Raw genomic sequence first — 19,506 nt, 5'->3', positions numbered from 1 at the left:
TCACTAATGCAGATTGCATGGTGATGAATTGCAACTAGGATTTTATTTCATGGCGAAGTTTAGGCTATTTATTCAAAAATATTTGAGTGAAATAGATATATCCATCATTTCGTCTTACAATTCCGATACCTGTAAGGTTAAATTTTCCCTCAATATTTTTTCGATGCCCTGCACTTTGTAGCCAACGATTGACTACCTCTTGTGCTGTGAATTTACCGTAGGCCACATTTTCAGAAATGGCGTTCGATTGTTCAATTTGGCTCATTAATCTATCGGCTCGACCTTCAAAACCATCGTGCCCAAAATCTACTCGGCCATCGGCCATGTTTTTACTGTGTTTTAGTGCTTCTGCCGTAATGATTGGCATCATTTTGAGTGGTGCTAAACCTTTTCCTCTTCGGTGCTGATTTACATAATCTAAAACCGATTGTTCGAGTTGGGTTTCGCCGTTAATTTGTTCGGGAGATTGTGAGCAAGCTTGATGTGAGAGTAAAATGAAAACACAAAAGGTAAAAACAAAACAGCTTTTCATCATAAAATTATCAGTACGTTTATTCTAACGTAATTCATGGGGTTTTGTATTGTTCTTTGGTCTATTAAATTCAAAAAAATATGATATTCTGTTGATAAACAATGCTTTACATAAGTCATACGTATAAGAACCTTGGCAGAATGATATGATTATAATGAAGTTGCTATAATCAATACGTGGTGGTATATCATCTCTTTGGGATTTTTTTGGAGAAACAAATTCTTTTTTTTATAATTATAGCAGCCTTTCAGGCTTTTTTTATCCTATGCCTTTGGTCAATGCATATTCTTTCTTAAATTTTTTTAAGAATATTCTTTCTACAAACGATGATAAATTGAATTAATACTTTATTTTTATGGGTAAATGTCTGTAATTCAGCATATTCGTTTGAATACAGCCGACATCAACCTTCAATCTATTAAAATCTAATGCGTAAAACTTTTTTATTACTGAGTTTTGTGTTGCTAGGTGCGTGTGTGCACTTTGCTTCGGCACAAGCTAAAAAGCAGCCTCTGATAGTATTCGTAACTGGCGACCACGAATACAGCGGCGAATTTACTCTTCCTCTCATTGCCGCCGAACTTGAAAAAAACTACGGTTTTCGAACTAAAGTTTTGAAAGCTTATCCTAATCAAAATGCCGAGAAAAACATTCCTGGTTTAGAGGCTTTACAAGAAGCAGATTTAGCAGTTTTTTACCTCCGTTGGCGACAACTTCCTCCTGACCAACTCGAGTACATTGAAAAGTACCTTAAGTCTGCTAAACCTGTCATGGGTTTTCGTACAACCACTCATGCCTTCAACTTTCCAAAAGGTGATGCATCCGAGCGATGGAATGCCTTTGGAGAATTTGCTTTGAATGCACCTCCAGGTTGGGGTGGAAAAGCTGCCCATACACATTACGGACACGAAAGTAGTACCGATGTTTCGGTCATAGAAGCTGCTAAAAAACACCCAATTCTTACGGGTGTTGCCCCAAGTTTTCACGTACGTTCGTGGTTATATCGAGTTCTACCTGATTATCCGACTAAAGGTTCAGAATGGCTTTTGATGGGAAAAGCGGTAAATCCTGATAAAGCAGCTATCGAAAACCCAGTGGCTTGGACAGGTACAAATTCTTATGGAGCAAAGATATTTACAACTACAATGGGGCATCCTGAAGATTTTCAGGTAGAGGCCTTTCAAAGACTTATTATAAATGCCATTCATTGGGAATTGAGTAAACCTGTTCCGAAAAAGTGGAAAGGTAAAATAGATATTAATGTGCCCTATCGTGGCATGGTGAAATAGCTTCCCTGTGGTGGGTTCGGCTTCGCTCACCCACCGCGGCATTGTGCTATTTTTTTGGAAAGTACTGATAGCCAGTTGCTATGAGCGAAGCTCATATATTTTAAAATATTAGTACCTTAACATACCGATACCTGGTGGGTGAGCGGAGCCGAACCCCCAATTTCAACCCTTTATAAATTAAACTAATGAAACTTAACAACAAAATATTATTAACCCTATTTGTACTAACAGTTTTTCTGATTAGTGCATTTTTACCAGCACCACCCTCTGACTCCGTCAAGGTTGCGAAAAGCATGCATATATCGCTTATTGGGGGTAATCTTGGGTCGAGAATGATTAATTATGACCATTTCGAAACCGAAATGCACGTACGCTATCCTGATAGCCTTTTGTTTATCAGAAATATGTGTGATGGTGGCGATACCCCAGGGTTTCGCCCACATGCTAGTAGAAAATTTCCTTGGGCTTTTGATGGTGCTGAGAAATTTCAAACTGAATACGCTAAAAACTCTGATAGTCAAGGTTTTTTCGATACACCAGACCAATGGCTTACGCGTTTGAAGACTGATGTAATTATCGGAATGTTTGGCTACAGCGAGTCTTTTCAAGGAATTGCGGGTTTAGCCACTTTTAAGGCTGAGTTAGATGCCTTCATCAAATACACATTGAGCCAGAAATATAACGGTCAGTCAAGTCCACAATTAGTGCTTGTTTCTCCAATTGCTTTTGAAGATTTGTCAAGCAAATATGACCTACCGAATGGAGTAAAAGAAAACCAAAATTTATTACTCTATACCAACGCAATGCGTGAAGTTTCTGCTAAAAATAAGGTTTTATTTGTTGATGCCTTCACCCCTTCAAAAGCTTGGTATGCTGCTTCTACAGAGCCATTGACAATTGATGGTTCGCAACTTACAGCTGAAGGATATAAGAAGTTTGGCGTTTTCTTGACCGATAAAATTTTTGGTAAAGCTGTAGCTAAAGCCGAAGAACGTCGCCAGTTAATTTATGATGCCGTAATGGAGAAAAACTGGATGTGGCACAATGATTACAAAATTCCAAACGGTGTACACGTTTATGGTAGAAGATACAATCCTTTTGGACCAGATAATTATCCAGCAGAAATCGAAAAGATTCGTCAAATGACCGATATTCGAGACAATGCCATTTGGTTGGCTGCCTCGAAAGGTGAAAAGATGGATGTGGCTGCTGCCGATAAAAATACTCGTACACTTCCGCCAGTAAAGACCAATTTCAATCCTGAAAAAAATGGAAGTTTAGAATACTTATACGGACAAGATGCCCTCAATAAACTAAAAGTGCCAGCGGGTTATAAAATTGAGTTATTTGCTTCTGAAAAAGAGTTTAATGACTTGGCCAATCCTGTTCAAATGTCATTTGATAATAAGGGACGTTTATGGGTGGCTACTATGCCAAGCTACCCGCACTATAAGCCGGGTGATACCAAGCCAAATGATAAAATCTTGATTTTGGAAGATACGAATAGCGATGGTAAAGCTGATAAGCAAACAGTTTTTGCTGACGGTTTACACTTACCATTAGGTTTTGAAATAGCACCAGAAGGTGTATATGTATCGCAGGGAACAAACCTTAAATTATTTACTGATACGAATGGCGATGATAAAGCTGATAAAGTAGAAATTTTGCTGAGTGGCTTTGATGACCACGATACACACCATAATAATAGTGCCTTTTGTGCTGATCCTTCGGGGGCAATTTATGGTGGTGAGGGAGTTTTCTTGCACACCAATGTAGAAACGCCTTATGGTACAGTTCGTGCAACTAATGGCGGGTTTTATCGTTATGCTCCACAATTACATAAATTATATCGAATTGCTCAATTATCAATACCAAATCCGTGGGGGATTGCTTTTGATGATTGGGGTCAACCATTTTTTGCCGAAACCTCAAGTCCTGATGTGCGTTGGATGACTCCCGGAACGGTTTTGCCCCGCTACGGCGAATACACACATAAAGGTGTTCAGTTGATTGAAAAAGACCACATGGTTCGCCCGACTTCTGGCCTTGAGTTTTTGTGGAGTCGCCATTTCCCTGATGAGGTACAAGGCGATATGCTCATCAATAATACAATCGGATTTTTAGGTACTAAGCAACATGCTATTGTAGATGATGGTACTGGTTATAAAACCAAACATCGACAAGATTTGGTGGTAAGTGAAGACCGAAATTTCCGTCCAGTAGATATGGAAATTGCACCCGATGGCTCACTTTACCTCATTGATTGGCATAATATTTTGATTGGACACATGCAACACAATGCTCGTGACCCACTTCGTGACCACGTACATGGTCGTGTGTATCGCATCACTTATCCATCAAGACCACTCGTAACGCCTGCCAAAATTGCTGGGGCGAGTGTCGAAACCTTATTAGAAAATCTCAAATTACCTGAATATAGAAGCCGTTATCGCACACGTCGTGAATTACGTGGTAGAAATGCAGCCGAGGTTTTACCAAAACTTAATCAGTGGGTAGCAAATTTAGATAAAGCAGACCCTCGTTATGAGCATCATCTTTTGGAAGCTTTGTGGGTAAGTTGGGGCTTAGATAAAGTTGACCAAAAATTACTTCGTCAGATGCTCAAAGCTAAAGATTATCATGCTCGTGCGGCAGCGGTTGAAGTGCTTCGTTTTGTTGGGCATCAAGTGCCTGACCAAGCTGCTTTATTTATGCAAGCGGTACGTGATGAAAATAGTAGAGTTCGTTTAGGAGCAATCGTAGGAGCTTCATGGTTGAGTAAAGAAAAAGCACTTCCGATTTTGGCGGAAGCTAAAAAGAAACCGATGGATGAATGGATGGTTCACGCCCACGAGACCGCTGTGGCTCATACCAGCGGAATGGCGGTTAAACCTGTGAAAGAAATAGCTGAAAAGTCGAATCTTAAAGGAACTGATTTAGAGTTATTTAACATTGGCAAGAAAATTTATACAAAAGAAGGTTACTGCGGAACTTGTCATCAAGCAGATGGAAAAGGCTTAACGGCATCGGGTTTCCCGCCATTGGCAGGCACTACTTGGGTAACGGGCAATGAAGACCGAGCGATAAAAATTGTCTTGAAAGGGATGATGGGTCAGATAGAGGTAAACGGTAAAAAATATGCTGGCCAAGTACCGATGACTCCATTTGAGGGTTTATTGACCGATAAAGAAATTGCAGCTGTATTGACTTACGTTCGAAATTCATTTGGTAATAATGCTCCTGCAGTTTCGCCCGAAAAAGTGAAGGTTGTTAGAGCATCAGTTTTACAACAAAAGGATATCTACAACGCATCAAAATTGCTTTCAGAGCATCCGATGGAGAAGTAAAAGTTTAAATTAAGGTTGTTTAAAAGTATTTTCATGAGAAAAATTTCGGTTAAAAATCGAGTATTTTTTATTGAAAATTTTTAGGCAACCTTTCTTCATTTATAAAGGTTTAAATATCAATACGGCTTCCTATAAAGGCTAAATGTTTGAGTATTTACAATTATAAGCATTGATTTTTTCTATTTTTGTTGAAAATAAACACGCATAAACTAATGAAAAACCTCTTAATTGGGCTTTTGGCCTTAATGATTTTTTCGTGTACCAAAAATGCCGAACAATCTTCTACTTCTGCTCCTAACAAAGATTTAGCAAAGGTTTTTGATGATTATTATGAAGAAAACCTAAAACTCTCGCCGATTTCAGCAACTAATCAAGGCGATAATCGCTATAATGATTTACTGCCTAATGATATTTCGCAGGAGTTTATCGAAAAATCAAAGGCCTTTTACACGAGTTATTTAGACAAGGTAAATAAGTTCGACCGTGAATCATTGAACGATGAAGATAAGATTGCCTACGATATTTTTAAGCGAGAAATGGAGTTGCAATTGGAAGGATATAAGTTTAACGGAGAATTGATTCCATTCCAACAATTTTGGGGTTTACCGCTTACTATCGGGCAGTTGGGTAGTGGCGATGGTAGCCAGCCTTTTAAAACTGTCAAAGATTATGAAGATTGGTTGAAACGTGTATCGGCTTTTAAAGTTTGGGGCGATACGGCTGTGGTAAATTTTCGTAAAGGAATAGCCGCAGGAATAGTTTTGCCAAAATCATTGGTAGTGAAAATGATTCCTCAAATGTATGATTTAGTGGTAAGTGACCCAACAAAGAGTTTATTCTACGGACCAATTAATAAATTACCTAAAGATTTTAGTGATGTAGATAAAACTCGTTTGACAGAAGCATATAAAAAAGCTATCATGACAGAACTTGTTCCAACGTATAAGCATTTGGGCGATTTTCTGAAAAATGAATACCTTCCAAAGGCTCGAACAAGTTCGGGTATTGATGCCCTTCCACAAGGAAAAGAACTTTATACATTTCAAGCAAAAATATGGACAACTACTGATAAAACGCCTGATGAAATTTATGAAACAGGCTTAAAAGAAGTGGCAAGAATTAGGGGAGAGATGGAGAAAGTAAAAGAGCAAGTGGGCTTTAAGGGTACGCTTGATGAGTTTTTTACTTACCTAAAAACCGATAAAAAATTCTACCCGTATAAACAACCAAATGAAGTATTGGATGCTTTTAGAGGTATTCTAACTAAAATAGAGCCGAATCTAAAAAAGATGTTCAATAAGACTCCAAAGGCTAAATTTGAGGTTCGTCAGACTGAGAAATTCCGCGAGGCCTCTGCCAGTGCAGAATATAATTCTCCGTCGGTTGATGGGTCACGTCCGGGTATATTTTATGTGCCAATTCCAGATGCTACGAAATTTAATCTGACTTCTGGTATGGAATCATTGTTTTTGCACGAAGCCATTCCGGGGCATCATTATCAGAGTGCCTTGCAGCAAGAAAATACCAACTTGCACAAGTTTCAACGTTTCAATTGGTATGGTGCTTATGGCGAAGGCTGGGCTTTGTATTGCGAATCTTTGGGTAAAGAATTAGGCCTTTACACCGACCCATATCAGTATATGGGTGCTTTGGGTGATGAAATTCACCGTGCAATCAGATTAGTAGTAGATGTGGCGATTCATACCAAAGGGTGGTCTCGTGAGAAAGCCATTAAGTATATGATGGATAACGAGCCTATTTCGGAGCAAGGTGCTACCGCCGAAATAGAGCGTTATATGGCCGTTCCAGGGCAAGCACTTTCTTACAAGATTGGAGCTTTGAAAATTCGAGAATTACGTGAGAAATACGAAAAACAACTTGGTTCGAAATTTAGTTTGGCTGCTTTTCACGATGAATTTTTGAAAGATGGCTGTATGCCATTGAGTGTTTTAGAAAGAAAAATGGATGCTTGGGCAGCTAAGCAAAAGTAATTATAATATCAAGTTGGCGAAGTTTATCTTCGTCAACTTGATTACTCAAAATAACCAGTTTTTATTTCTGGATGCGGAAAAATCATTTCGAAATTACTTACAGATAAAACACTCAAAGGTTTGAGTTGTGAAATATCAGGAAAAAAGGCTGAATCTACCTCGGCCGAGACCAATTTTGCAAAAGTAGCAGAGCCCTTAGCCGGAGAATTTGTAATGTAAAGGTCGGTATTTTGTTTTTGGGCTAATTTTAAAGGAAAGAATTTTGTCGTAATCGGAAACCTGAATGAACCATTTTTGAGTCTCACCTTGAAAAAAGTCTTACCAGATACACTTACATCAAAAATGGTTTCTTGTTCGTTTGGTTTCGTGATATTAAAATCTGCCAATTCTTTTGGAATTCCCCAGTTTTTTCGACCATTATCAACGCTATCTTGACTTGAAACATATATCTTTGAAATCGAAAAAATCTTCTTTTTATCAAACTTCAACCTACCGGGCACAAACAATAACTCTCGGTATGGACCAACCTCCGAAGTTTCATAGTCAACCAACATAATCGTACCCACAAAATCGCCGTTGAATCTACTCGCTTGATAGTCAGCTAAAAATCCATACTTTTCTACAAATGATTTCGGGAAATGATAAATAAAAATATAACCATTTCCTTTAAGTTTCCAAGGAGGCGGTGCTTGCATGTGAGTGAATGACTTGTTATGGAATATTCCTTATTAAATACTACCAACTGAAAACTTAAAAAGCTATCAAGGCTCTTGCTTGTTTTTCGAGAAGGTTTTTGTAAATATCAAATGTAAATTCTTCGCCATCAAAATGGTTCTTCATATTACCAAACTTCATGCGTAAACCCATTACATCCGTACCCATATAGCTTAAAATGTCATTCAAATGGCTAAGTCCAACTGCGTTACCCAAAACACCCGCCGAAATACCAACTAATGCTGCTTTTTTATCATTAAAACTATCGGGGTATCTCAAACCATCAAAGAATGTTTTTAACACGCCAGGAAACGAACCATTGTATTCGGGTACAATAAAAACAAATTTTTGACTAGAATCAATAATTCTTTGAAATACATTAAACGCCTCATTTTTACCTGAATTATGGTAAAGTGCAGAAAAGGTAAAGTCGTAAGGGAGCTCTGCTAAATCAATAATTTGACTTTCTTGTCCAAGTGAGTTTAAAAGTTTTTGGTAGTGAATGCCTACCTTTTTTGAGACAGAATTATGTCGGTTAGTACCTACTATTATGGTAATCATTTAATCAATAAATAGTGAAAAGTGTATTAAATAAAGTTTTTTATTTGCTTTTATTTAGCTAACAAAAAATAAAATAAAATGTTCATCTATCAAAATATGTATCTTTGTAAAAAAGATTCAAACACATGTTTAAAAGTACTTTAGATAAGTTCAGAACTATTGCTTTTTTAGAAGGTTGCTCATTTATACTTTTTGGCATTACGATGCCTCTCAAATATAAGCTTGATATGCCCAAACCCAATTATTTTGTGGGTATGGCTCATGGCATACTTTTTATTGCTTATGTGGTGCTTTTAGTTCTTGTGGTGCTTCAATACAAATGGCCACTCAAAAAGGCTTTTCTAGCATTTTTGGTTTCTTTTATACCTTTTGGTACTTTCTACGCCGATAAAAAACTATTTCGTGAATAAATATACTCCGAAAATGGAATTTATGTGTCCAATTTAATGGTATTTGTTGTTTATTTAGGCTCAAAATTGATTTTATAAGATTGATGCTTAAGCTAATTGGCTTTAGTTTTTACTATTTCTTTAGCTAAAGTCAGAGTAGATGTTTTTTTACTAAAGATTAGATAAGCTAAAAACTTGTCGTACTAGATTATGATATGATACAACACGAAGCGAAAATCTTTCTTTCTGCTCAACGTCCTAAAACCGAACTTTCATGGTTTCGGAGCTTTCATAGTTTTAATTATGCAGACCTTTATAAACAGCCTATTGGTAGTCTTAAAGTATTGAATGATAATACTTTATCCGCAGGAAAAGGGCTTAAAACGCAAATTAAAAAATCAACGGAGGTCTTAATTATTCCTTTAGTTGGAGGTGTAGAATTTAAAAATAGTACGGGCTACCATGATTTTCTAGAAACAGGAAAAGTACAAATATTCTTGGCCCAAGCAGGCACGGAATATGAGGTGTTTAACCCTTATGAAACAGAACTGATTAATTATTTGGAAGTGTTGATTGAGAAAGAGCAAGTAATAGAAACATCGACTACATCAGCTATCATTGACACTGAAAAATGCAATGAATTATTATTGGTTTTTTACTCGCCACAGCAAGATGCACTAGTAAGTTTTGGGAAATATTGGGGTAGAGAAGAGGGTGTTTATCAACGGCATTTTGGAAAAAGTTCGATGTATTTTTTTGTAATAGAAGGAGCTTTTGAAATAGATAACAAACTCATGGAAGCACGTGATGGCTTAGCTATTTTTGATGCCGAAGAGATTGAATTTGAAGCCCTTTCAAACAATGCAATGTTTTTGATTTTTGAGATTCCTGCTTGATTCAAAGCAAAAAGATAATATTTACCGTAAATAAAAAAACTGATACAACTTTAATAAGAGGACTTACGTCTTAGGTGTATAAGTTGAAAGTTTTGCCGTGTTTGCTTACACTATTATCTAATAAATTCTAACATTATGAAGAGAGAAGATTTCATCAAAAAGGGCTTGGGCTCCTTAGGATTATTGGCAGTTATTCCCGCATTAAGTTCATGTATCAAAGATGAAGTAGCTGCCGATACCACAAGCAATAGCAGTAATACTATTATTAACTCTGACCCAACTGTTACACCATCTAGCTGTTCGGTTACAAATTCTGAGACTGAAGGACCCTTTCCAACGAAATCACCTTCTACTCTTGTCACGAATAATATTGTTTCAGATAGAAAAGGTACACCCTTAACAATCAAAGTATATATCAGAAATGTTAATGCTGGCTGTGCAATTATTAAAGATGCGATTGTAGATATTTGGCATTGTGATGCTGCGGGGCTCTACTCAGAATACGGCGGAACTGGTATGCAGAGTGCGAATATGACGGCTGTTCACTTTTTAAGAGGACGCCAAACCACTGATGATAATGGAATGGCAGCGTGGACGAGTATTTATCCCGGTTGGTATTCGGGAAGAGCCCCGCATATTCACGTACATGTGTATAATAGTGCAGGAAAATCATTATTAGTTACTCAAATTGCTTTCCCAGAAGATGTGAGTAAGGTTGTATATGCACAAGGCGTTTATGCAAGTCATGGCCAAGCTGATACCACAAATGCTCGTGATAATGTATTTAGTGATGGCGTGACAAACGAGATGCCAACCGTTACAGGAAGTGTTTCTACTGGGTATGTACTTGCACATACTATTTACGTTAAGGCCTAAGTTTGGTTAGTTATACATAAATATTTTTAATGGTGGAATAAAATTATTTCCATCATTTTTTATAGAGTTGATACACATGGGTGGCTAATCAAAATGATAAATAAGACTTCTATTCAGAACTCATAATTAATAGAGTTTTACAGTCGATTTAAGTGCTTAATTAAGAGTTTTTGTTGAAAGCTTAATTGTACTTGTGAAGACATTTGTATGACTTTGATTAAGAATGAAAAGCTGAAAAGTTACATTTTTCTAATACAAATACACTTATCAATCATTTTCTAAAAATCCTTATAAATTTAAGGTCTTACTTGGCTAACTAATTTATTTTCTGGTTTTTTACTCGAAATACCCATTGGTAATTCCTTCACTTCTTTACGCTTAAAGAGTGTATTAAAATTACGGGTGTGTTGTAGGCTTACACCATTGACAGATACGTTGCTATTGAAGTTATAATAGTAGTTAGGGACACTGCGGCTGTAAGCTTTCAACCTCCATGAACCCTCTTCGTTAAGTAGCCACTCAACTTCACCGCCATAGAAATAATTGTTGGTTGTTTGACCATCGTTTTGAAGAATCGTGTTGTTGAGGCTTACTTTTACGTTATTGCCAAATTTGTAGGAGAAATTTAACTGCGTATTGTTTATCAAACTTTGGCGAAGATTATTCAAATTGCCTTTTCCGAGTTGCACGGCTACTTCCAAATTAGGGTCAATTTTTGAAGCAATATTACCTAATTGATTAGTCAGAATACCACTTACATTATCTAATAAGAGCTGAGAATCAAGGGCGTCTCTGAAGCTGTTATCATTGAAGAGTCTATTCAATGCCGTAATTCCAATGAAATTATTGTTAAGTAATTGTTCGTCATCGTGTAAACGTTGTTCGAACGCCAATACTTGCGGTTGTAGATTAAGTGGAATTCGGCGTTGATTGAACTTAATATCAAACTTTGTGGTAGGTTTCATTAGCTTATCAGTAAGCATAATCGAAGCCACAACAGGGTATAGGGTGTTTAATTCGGCCGAATTCGTTGTTGTATTACTTACAATTCCGTTGAGTGAAATATTTGCGGTATAACTAGCTCCGATATTGATATCGGCATCATAAGGGTCTCCGCTCCACAGAATTTTACTACCATCAGCAATATCAAATTTGCGGAGTTTTGAGATATTCTGCAAGCTAAAATCATACTTTCCACTTTTAATTGTATAAGGCCCCGACATTGAAAATTCACCACGAGTATCATATACGATACTAATATTTCCGTTGCCTACGGCATTGAGTTGGTCTTGATTCGTACGGTCGAAGATAACAATACACTCGGCGTCAGGCGTGAGCGTAAAATTGAAAGCCATTTTTAGACTCCCTGCTTCTCGACTAATAACAGTATCTTTTTTAGCACCAGTATTTTCAACTTTATTGATATTACGACTAATAAACTTAATGCCTTGTTCTTCAGTATTTACGGTGGTTTCACCATCAAGAGGAATCGTAATTTTAGTGCCTTTTTTACTTGTTAAATCACCTGTGATATTGACATTTACAAAGTCTCCTGTAATGTGTAAATCTCCAGTGGCGATACCAGTTCCGTAAAAATCTTCGTTATCTTTGATAGTTGTATTCATGATTTTGAAACCATCTCTATCTTTAATGTAAGCATGGATTCCCAGCATGAAATTACCACCACCACCATTAAAAATACCCCCTTCGAGGTCTGCTTCGTTGCCATTGGCATCACGAACTTTAAAGCCTTTTGCTGCTACAAATCCTTCTTCGTTGAAATTGAGTTGATCATCAAAATACAAATACGAATTTAATTCATTGATTCTTAAAACGCCTTTTTCAAAGTCTACACTTCCTCTAATGATTGGGTCTTTGGCTGTGCCTCTAACTGTAAGCGTACCCGTGGCGTAGCCATCAATTTTCGAGAAAATGTCATCAACAAATGATTCGAAAATCTCTAAATTGGTTTTCTTTAAAGTGGCTTTTAGATTTAGAGGATTGTAATCATCTTTGGGGTCGTATGTGCCAGAAACTCTAAAAATCTCATTGTTGAGCCGAACAATATTGCCGTTGATATTAAGGCGTTGTCTGAGATTATCCCAAAGAGCTTCGCTGGCAATATTTCCAATCAAAATATTCTTATAATTAAGCTCATCAATGCCTAAATTGCTAGTGATAATGGCATCATCATAGATATCACGCATGGTTAATTTTCCATTAACGATACCTTTAAGGTCTAGATTAGTAAGGGGTTTTAGTGTATGTAAATCAAAATTACGAACTTCTATGTAAGATTCAACCGTAGAATCCTGTGAGAACGAACCATTTAACGATATACTTTGGTTATGGCTCGAAACAGCTACGTCTTCGAAGCAAACTTCATCTTGATGAATATTGATTAAGTTATTTTTACCTAACATCCATTGGCTCCCAAGTAGGTCGAGTTTGGTATTTTTGGGGTTGAATGTAATGTCTAAACCTTCTGATAAAAATGTAAGCTTTCCGTAAGCTTGGGCTTTGTTCGGACTATTTTGTTGCTTGATTTTTCCATCAAATTCAATGATATTTCCTTGCCCCCACGTACCTGTTACTTCAATTTTCTCCGTTGGAGTCAAATCAGCTAATTTTTGTGTAGCCGAATTGAAAATTAGAGAAGTTAAAATCTTAGGCGAATTGGCTTCTTTTGAAGTATTGAAATCAACTTCATTGCCATAAAATGCCAACGAACCGTGGCGAAGCGTATCAATTTTTCCTGAAAGCGAAAGTTCAGCCGTATTTCTTACATTAAAACTACCACCGAGTTCAGTTCCGTGTGAGATATATAAATCGGGATAGAAATAGGCAAAAAAGGGCTCAGGCTTCTTAAAAGTTATTAAGTAGTCGAGTTTGTATTTATCGTTGATATCAGCATAGGGCTTTTGAGCGTAATAATTTAATCTGGTTTGCTCTTTATCATAAAAATACTGCACATATTCTTTCGAAAGACGAGACAAATCACTTATTACCTTACTCGGAGTGAATATACCCGATATATCTACATTGAAAAACTCAGAAAGTAAACTTATCCGGCGTGCGTCGTTGCTTAAAGTCGATGTAAGGAAAAGAGAGTCGATACCCAATTGGCGTTTATCATATTGCAAAACAGTGTTGAGTAATTTAGCCTCCCCAAGCCAATTATCTAGCTCATTGCCTTGAAAGTTTAGGTTTATTTCCGAGCGAAGCTTTACATCATTTTTGGAGTAACCAAGTGGTCTAAGATTGGCATTTTGCACAATTCCGTGAATATCAAATTTATTAAGGGCTTTGGCAAAATCTACTTTTCCACTTACATTAAAAGTGAGATTGGTATCTTTTACGCTCACTTTCCCATCAAAAAGCGATTGGCTCATGGTTCCATCGACATAGATATTTTTGAAATCATAGCCATTGAAACCAATGCGGTCAACCTTGCCATCAAAATCAAGTGCGGCATCTTTAATGGTAAAGCCTTTACCTTTAATTTTTCCAGCAAACGATAATTTTTGTAAATAATCAGACTGTTCTACGAATCTACCTAAATCAAAATTTTCAACGGCAATTACACCATCATACGTAGGTAAAGTTTTTGTATTTTCGGGTATTTTCATTTTGATTTTTCCCGAAACATTTCCCATGGCTGATTTAAAAATAGCATCTGTTTCAAAATCGTTGTAAACGCCTTTGAAGTTTCCGGCAAAATTTACTACTCCAAATTTTTGTACATGAGCATTGTAGAGCGAATCACCTACGTATTGGCGGGCATCAGTGGCATCTATTTGACTGAGCTTCCAATCTAAAATCATGTCTGCTTTATATAAATCAGGCAAGTGTTTGAAGGCTATATCACCATCTAAAAAACTATTCTTGCCAAACTTTAGGTTAAAATCCTTTACCCGAAAATTGTGAACAGTACCGAGAAAATTACCATTTAGCAGGTAATTTTCTCGGTATTGATACATGTCAGTAGCGAATCTTCCTAGGTCTTGTGCATCAATCTCACAATCTCTTAAGTTGCCTATCATCACAACCTTTTCATTGAAGTCACTAAAGTCTCGTGGACTGTCATATTCAAAATGAACCGAATTTCGAAGGGTTGAATTATTGATTTTGGCAAATAAATTATCAAATCGCATTGACTTCCTTGAATAGAAGAAACTTGTATTCAGTTGTTTGATTGTTAAATCACTACGGCGTTCTACGCCTTCCATGTTTTTCAAGCCCAAAGTAATGGTATCACCCATAATGAAGAAATTCTTGATATTTCCTCTTATGTTATTGACAGTGAAGTTGTTATAATCGAACTCTTCTTTCGGGAAGCGTGCTTCTTCGGGGTCAGCTAAGGTAAAAGTGCCATCTTGAATATAGGCTTCATCAATGGTAAAAGGCGTATTGTGCTCACCCTTCAAGCGATTCGTTGTATCAGTAGGGGCTGTTAACTCTTCAATTCTTGCAATCCATTTATCAATGTTCAAATCTCCATCTGGTTCGTAAATAAGTTTAACCCTCGGATTACGAATCATCACGTAATCAAGGTTATTATCGAAAGTCAGAATTTTTTCCCAGCTAAAGTCAAAATTGGTTTTGCAGTTCACATAAAGTTCTTTCACAAATATCATTTCACGATTTTTTTGGTCGTAAATGGTGATATTTTCTAGAGTAATTTCATCAAACCAAGTCAATCTAGCTTTTTCTATAGTAACTTTCGAGCCTAATTTTTTTGATAATAATTCGGTTGCTTTACGCAGCGTAGAGGTTTGAAACTGAGGTAATTGCATGGCATAAAATACCAAGCCAAAACCCATCAAAAAAAGGAAGAGTAAAGTTCTAATAACACGCTTAGCATAGTAAGCCCATACCAAACTAAGCATTAGAATTCCGATAAGAATAAGTAAACTTTTGGGTACTGGCATAAACACCAACAAGCCACTCATCATGGCTACAACCATGAGAGAGATGAGTGTAATGGTGAATATTTTAATGATTTTACCCATTTTTGTAGGACAGGTTTGCAACCTGTCAACTGCAATTTATTTAAGCACAATTCAGAGAAATGTGTTGTAAATAGTGTTAATTTTGTATTTTAAGAACAGAATCTAACTTGTAAATCTTGAATATTTTAGCAATTGAATCATCGTGCGACGATACGTCGGCGGCTATTATTTCTAACGGCAAAATTCAGTCTAACATTGTGGCTGGACAGCTAATTCATGAACTTTATGGAGGTGTAGTACCTGAGCTGGCGTCCCGAGCTCATCAGCAGCACATTGTTCGAGTAGTTGATAAAGCCATACAAGTTGCGAATATAACAAAAAAAGACCTAAATGCCATAGCTTTTACGCGTGGTCCTGGGCTTTTAGGCTCATTGTTGGTGGGAACCTCATTTGCGAAGGCCATGGCTTTAGCTTTAGGCATACCTTTAATTGAGGTAAATCACATGCAAGCCCATGTATTAGCACACTTTATTGATGAGCCTCGTCCTGCTTTTCCATTTCTGTGTTTGACCGTAAGCGGAGGACATACACAAATTGTTTTAATTAAAGATGTGGATAAAATGGAAATTCTCGGCGAAACACAAGATGACGCCGTAGGAGAAGCATTTGATAAGACTGCCAAACTTTTAGGTTTACCTTATCCAGGAGGGCCATTAGTTGATAAACACGCTCAGTTAGGCAATCATTTAGCTTATGAATTCCCTTTGGCAGAAATGCCCCAGTATAATTTTTCGTTTAGCGGGATAAAGACTTCAATTTTGTATTTTCTTAAGAAAAGAGTTGAGGAGAATCCGAATTTTGTGGCAGAAAATATCAATGATATTTGTGCAAGTGTGCAGCATACGTTGGTGCGAATGGTATTACAAAAGCTTCGTCGTGCGGCACGTGATTTGAAGATAAGAGAAGTGGCTATTGCGGGTGGTGTATCGGCTAATTCTGGACTTAGAAAAGCTTTATTTGAGATGGGTGAAAAAGAAGGCTGGAATGTGTATATTCCTGATTTTCAATACTGTACAGATAATGCTGGGATGATTGCTATGGCAGCACATTTCAAATACCAAAAAGGAGATTTTTCGAGCCAAGAAGTGAGCCCGCTCCCAAGAATGGAGTGGGGGTGATAAGTCTTTTAAAAACAAAAAGGATAGAGTCTTCAAACTCTATCCTTTTTGTTTTTTCTATTCAAATTTCTCAGAAACTCCTCAAACCACTTATATAAGTAATACCACCCAAAGCACGCATTTGGCGAGTGATGGCATTCGTACGGCGATTGACATAAGGCCCAGGTTTAGCAGCTGACCATTTTCTTGGACTCGGTAAAACGGCTGCAATTCGAGCAGCTTCTTGGCGAGAAAGATTTTTGGCAGAAGTATTGAAAAAGCGTTGCGAAGCCTCCTCAACACCGAAAGTCATATCTCCCATTTCTGCTACATTGAGATAAACTTCTAATATTCGTTGTTTCCCCCAAATTAGTTCGATTAAAACAGTAAAGTAAACTTCAAATACTTTTCTAATATAACTCCTTGATTGCCATAGAAATACGTTTTTGGCAACTTGCTGAGAAAGTGTACTTGCTCCACGCAGTTTTTTGCCTTTGAGGTTTTTAGTAAAAGCATTGCTCATGGCCTCAAAATCGAATCCATTGTGCTCTGGAAAGAGTTGGTCTTCAGCAGCCACTACTGCCAAAGGTGCTTCTTTCGATATTTCATCGTAAGATACCCAATCGTAGTGAATTTCACTATCTTTTCCCTCTTCAATAGCCTCCATTTTGCGAGAAATCATGGTGGAGGTTACGGGTATTGGAACAAATTTGTAAACAACTACTAGACCTAAAGAAATAATAAAAAAATAAAGAAGTGTCTTTAATACCAATCGCTTGAGCTTACTTTTCCAGTTACTGCTCTTTTTCTTCGAAATAGGTCCTTCGGTTGATTTATTATTTTTAGTTCTGAATGTATTTTTTCCTCCTCTTGGGTCTTTGCTCATAGCTTCAGTATATAAAAAATAGGTTCGAATGTTTCGATAATGATTATGTTTAAAATTAAGGCATTATTTATGCCAAAATTTAGTACAAAAGTCGGAAAGAATTTTATTTCATACAAACCATTTTCCTTCAGCCACTACTTTAACTTTTCCGCCAACTTCTAAGTTGAAGTCATTTTGGGCATTTATTTCCCCTCGAATTCTAATCAAAGAAGGTCGATTCATTTCATAACCTTGCTCTACTCGATAGTTGATTTTATCAGATTCGTATTGCAGTAAATAAGCTAATAAACAAGCGTTGGCACTACCAGTCGCGGCATCCTCAACTACTTTGTCGTTTTCGTAGCAAAACATTCTTGCATGGAGTTGATTATCAGTGCTTTCTGTTTCACGAGTATATAGAAAGAAGGCCGTCGTAAGACCATCAGTTGCATTCGTTTTGAAGAGTTGGTGTTTTATTAACCAATTTTTTACAGTTTCCTCTTGAAACTTAACTTGTTTTATTGCCTCTAAATTTCGAACAGCAATAATGAGATAAGGCAAACCAGTTGAAACTAATTGAATAGGCATGTTTTGGTCAAGGACTGACTGCTCTAACCCTAAAATCGAAGCAATTGAAGTATCAAATTGTTTACCAAAGAATGGATTTGAAATTTTTAACCAAAGTGAGTCAGCTTCTCGAATAACAGGTACTTGCCCGACCTTGAGGTTAAGAGTAATCTTATCTTGAAGTGTTTTTTTTGCTAAAATATAAGCTGTTCCTAAGGTAGGATGCCCAGCAAACGGCACTTCATATTCAGGAGTGAAAATTCTTACGTCAAAACCACCGTTTTTCTTTTCATCAGAAATGATAAATGTTGTTTCTTGAAAATTAATTTCACGGGCAATTTGAAGCATCTTTTCTTCTGATAAAATGCCCGTGTTCTCAAATACAGCTAGTTGATTACCTTGGTATTTTTCTTCAGCAAAAACATCAACAATATGAAACGTGATTTGCTTCATTTTTTTGAAAATATTCTTTCGAATGGACGAAGGTTTTGTCCAACAAAATCATGCGGAAATTTATCTTCTTCAGGTAATCCAACTGGAAGGTTTTCATCGTCTGATGGCCAGTAGTTTGTACCAAAAATAAAGTCCCAAATACTGAGTGTAATGCCATAATTAAAACCATAAGGATGACTTTCTGGCAAATATTTAGCATGGTGCCAAAGGTGCATTTGCGGGCCATTAAATAAGTATCTGAATGGACCAAGGTTGATTTTTAAATTGGCATGTCCAAGTTGGCCCGTTACTAACGTGAAAATATGAACAATGAAAAAGTCAGTCACTCCCACACCAATCATCGCAAGTGGAATATATTCGAGGCTTCTGTAGATGACATTTTCCATCCAGTGATAACGAAGGAGAGCGGCAAAGCCCATTTCTTCGGTGCTGTGATGAACCTTATGAAATTCCCACATCCAAGGTACTCTATGTAATAGGCGATGAATGCCCCATTGCATAAAGTCACGAATAATAAAAATAATAAGTAATTTAGACCAAAATGGTAGATGGCTCACATTGATTGCCACAATGTTAGTAATACCGAAAAGTCGAAGAAAATCATTAAAAGCTTCAACTCCTACCATTGAAAGAGCATTATAGGCCACTAATGAAAATAAGAAGTAATTCCAGAATAGATAAAAAATATCAAGCCAAAAATCCTGGCGAATAAGAGGTTGGTTTTTTCGCCACGGAAATTTTATTTCGAGCAACCAAATAGCTAACGATGCCCCTACCAGCCAATAAAAATAGTTATGCCAACTCGGATTGAGAATTTCATTGATAAAATAATTAAAATATCCCGAATAGGCTCCTTGAATAATTTTTAGATATTTTTCCATATTGGTCAAAAAATTCGCTTTATGAGAGTCATGAAG

At 36.9% G+C, this 19,506-nt stretch carries 14 protein-coding genes; 7 read left to right on the top strand and 7 right to left on the bottom strand.

Annotated elements, in window-relative coordinates:
- Nucleotides 1–64: 64 nt before the first annotated feature.
- The gene (locus EMTOL_RS04680) at nt 65–535 is read right to left on the bottom strand and encodes a CAP domain-containing protein (RefSeq protein WP_015028124.1); all 471 of its coding nucleotides are present in this window, start codon (nt 533–535) and stop codon (nt 65–67) included.
- A gap of 425 nt (nt 536–960) precedes the next feature.
- Between EMTOL_RS04680 and EMTOL_RS04675 the strand changes: the two genes are divergently transcribed.
- The 3 genes from EMTOL_RS04675 (at nt 961) to EMTOL_RS04665 (ending at nt 7,159) form a co-directional block, all read left to right on the top strand.
- Nucleotides 961–1,821 carry a ThuA domain-containing protein gene (locus EMTOL_RS04675; protein WP_015028123.1) on the top strand — a complete coding sequence of 287 codons (861 nt, stop codon included), beginning with the start codon at nt 961–963 and terminating at the stop codon, nt 1,819–1,821.
- Between the two features lie 185 nt (nt 1,822–2,006).
- Nucleotides 2,007–5,168, top strand: a complete 3,162-nt coding sequence (locus tag EMTOL_RS04670) for a PVC-type heme-binding CxxCH protein (protein WP_015028122.1) — start codon at nt 2,007–2,009, stop codon at nt 5,166–5,168.
- A gap of 212 nt (nt 5,169–5,380) precedes the next feature.
- Nucleotides 5,381–7,159 carry a DUF885 domain-containing protein gene (locus EMTOL_RS04665; protein WP_015028121.1) on the top strand — a complete coding sequence of 593 codons (1,779 nt, stop codon included), beginning with the start codon at nt 5,381–5,383 and terminating at the stop codon, nt 7,157–7,159.
- Between the two features lie 41 nt (nt 7,160–7,200).
- On the opposite strand, the gene EMTOL_RS04660 is transcribed toward EMTOL_RS04665, so the two are convergent.
- Nucleotides 7,201–7,854: an acetoacetate decarboxylase family protein gene (locus EMTOL_RS04660; protein WP_015028120.1), complete on the bottom strand. Its 654-nt coding sequence runs from the start codon at nt 7,852–7,854 to the stop codon at nt 7,201–7,203.
- A gap of 55 nt (nt 7,855–7,909) precedes the next feature.
- The gene (locus EMTOL_RS04655; RefSeq protein ID WP_015028119.1) at nt 7,910–8,434 is read right to left on the bottom strand and encodes an NADPH-dependent FMN reductase; all 525 of its coding nucleotides are present in this window, start codon (nt 8,432–8,434) and stop codon (nt 7,910–7,912) included.
- A gap of 125 nt (nt 8,435–8,559) precedes the next feature.
- Between EMTOL_RS04655 and EMTOL_RS04650 the strand changes: the two genes are divergently transcribed.
- The 3 genes from EMTOL_RS04650 to EMTOL_RS04640 all read left to right on the top strand — a co-directional run bounded on the left by EMTOL_RS04650 (nt 8,560) and on the right by EMTOL_RS04640 (nt 10,595).
- Nucleotides 8,560–8,844, top strand: a complete 285-nt coding sequence (locus EMTOL_RS04650) for a DUF3817 domain-containing protein (RefSeq protein ID WP_015028118.1) — start codon at nt 8,560–8,562, stop codon at nt 8,842–8,844.
- Nucleotides 8,845–9,038: 194 nt separating this feature from the next.
- Nucleotides 9,039–9,719 carry a pirin family protein gene (locus EMTOL_RS04645; RefSeq protein WP_015028117.1) on the top strand — a complete coding sequence of 227 codons (681 nt, stop codon included), beginning with the start codon at nt 9,039–9,041 and terminating at the stop codon, nt 9,717–9,719.
- 135 nt (nt 9,720–9,854) lie between these two features.
- Complete coding sequence (locus tag EMTOL_RS04640; protein WP_015028116.1) at nt 9,855–10,595, top strand: dioxygenase family protein; 741 nt, start codon at nt 9,855–9,857, stop codon at nt 10,593–10,595.
- A gap of 296 nt (nt 10,596–10,891) precedes the next feature.
- On the opposite strand, the gene EMTOL_RS04635 is transcribed toward EMTOL_RS04640, so the two are convergent.
- On the bottom strand, nt 10,892–15,607 hold the full coding sequence (locus EMTOL_RS04635; protein ID WP_015028115.1) for a translocation/assembly module TamB domain-containing protein: 4,716 nt from the start codon (nt 15,605–15,607) through the stop codon (nt 10,892–10,894).
- Nucleotides 15,608–15,723: 116 nt separating this feature from the next.
- Here EMTOL_RS04635 and tsaD point away from each other — a divergent pair, with 116 nt between their 5' ends.
- Entirely contained in the window at nt 15,724–16,725 is a 1,002-nt protein-coding gene (tsaD, locus tag EMTOL_RS04630) for a tRNA (adenosine(37)-N6)-threonylcarbamoyltransferase complex transferase subunit TsaD (RefSeq protein ID WP_015028114.1), read from the top strand.
- 70 nt (nt 16,726–16,795) lie between these two features.
- On the opposite strand, the gene mtgA is transcribed toward tsaD, so the two are convergent.
- The 3 genes from mtgA to EMTOL_RS04615 form a co-directional block, all read right to left on the bottom strand.
- The gene (gene mtgA, locus EMTOL_RS04625) at nt 16,796–17,590 is read right to left on the bottom strand and encodes a monofunctional biosynthetic peptidoglycan transglycosylase (RefSeq protein WP_015028113.1); all 795 of its coding nucleotides are present in this window, start codon (nt 17,588–17,590) and stop codon (nt 16,796–16,798) included.
- Between the two features lie 108 nt (nt 17,591–17,698).
- Nucleotides 17,699–18,589 carry a PhzF family protein gene (locus EMTOL_RS04620; protein ID WP_015028112.1) on the bottom strand — a complete coding sequence of 297 codons (891 nt, stop codon included), beginning with the start codon at nt 18,587–18,589 and terminating at the stop codon, nt 17,699–17,701.
- On the bottom strand, nt 18,586–19,470 hold the full coding sequence (locus tag EMTOL_RS04615; RefSeq protein ID WP_041693416.1) for a sterol desaturase family protein: 885 nt from the start codon (nt 19,468–19,470) through the stop codon (nt 18,586–18,588). Before EMTOL_RS04615 ends, EMTOL_RS04620 begins: the two co-directional genes overlap by 4 nt.
- Nucleotides 19,471–19,506: the final 36 nt, after the last annotated feature.

It is taken from the genome of Emticicia oligotrophica DSM 17448 (assembly GCF_000263195.1).
Classification (GTDB): Bacteria; Bacteroidota; Bacteroidia; order Cytophagales; family Spirosomataceae; genus Emticicia; species Emticicia oligotrophica.
This window is presented reverse-complemented; position numbering and strand designations above follow the sequence as displayed.

Coding starts and splice junctions, on each gene's coding strand:
- EMTOL_RS04680 (WP_015028124.1), bottom strand. CDS start 535: ATGATGAAAAGCTGTTTTGTTTTTACCTTTTGTGTTTTCATTTTACTC.
- EMTOL_RS04675 (WP_015028123.1), top strand. CDS start 961: ATGCGTAAAACTTTTTTATTACTGAGTTTTGTGTTGCTAGGTGCGTGT.
- EMTOL_RS04670 (WP_015028122.1), top strand. CDS start 2,007: ATGAAACTTAACAACAAAATATTATTAACCCTATTTGTACTAACAGTT.
- EMTOL_RS04665 (WP_015028121.1), top strand. CDS start 5,381: ATGAAAAACCTCTTAATTGGGCTTTTGGCCTTAATGATTTTTTCGTGT.
- EMTOL_RS04660 (WP_015028120.1), bottom strand. CDS start 7,854: ATGCAAGCACCGCCTCCTTGGAAACTTAAAGGAAATGGTTATATTTTT.
- EMTOL_RS04655 (WP_015028119.1), bottom strand. CDS start 8,434: ATGATTACCATAATAGTAGGTACTAACCGACATAATTCTGTCTCAAAA.
- EMTOL_RS04650 (WP_015028118.1), top strand. CDS start 8,560: ATGTTTAAAAGTACTTTAGATAAGTTCAGAACTATTGCTTTTTTAGAA.
- EMTOL_RS04645 (WP_015028117.1), top strand. CDS start 9,039: ATGATACAACACGAAGCGAAAATCTTTCTTTCTGCTCAACGTCCTAAA.
- EMTOL_RS04640 (WP_015028116.1), top strand. CDS start 9,855: ATGAAGAGAGAAGATTTCATCAAAAAGGGCTTGGGCTCCTTAGGATTA.
- EMTOL_RS04635 (WP_015028115.1), bottom strand. CDS start 15,607: ATGGGTAAAATCATTAAAATATTCACCATTACACTCATCTCTCTCATG.
- mtgA (WP_015028113.1), bottom strand. CDS start 17,590: ATGAGCAAAGACCCAAGAGGAGGAAAAAATACATTCAGAACTAAAAAT.
- EMTOL_RS04620 (WP_015028112.1), bottom strand. CDS start 18,589: ATGAAGCAAATCACGTTTCATATTGTTGATGTTTTTGCTGAAGAAAAA.
- EMTOL_RS04615 (WP_041693416.1), bottom strand. CDS start 19,470: ATGGAAAAATATCTAAAAATTATTCAAGGAGCCTATTCGGGATATTTT.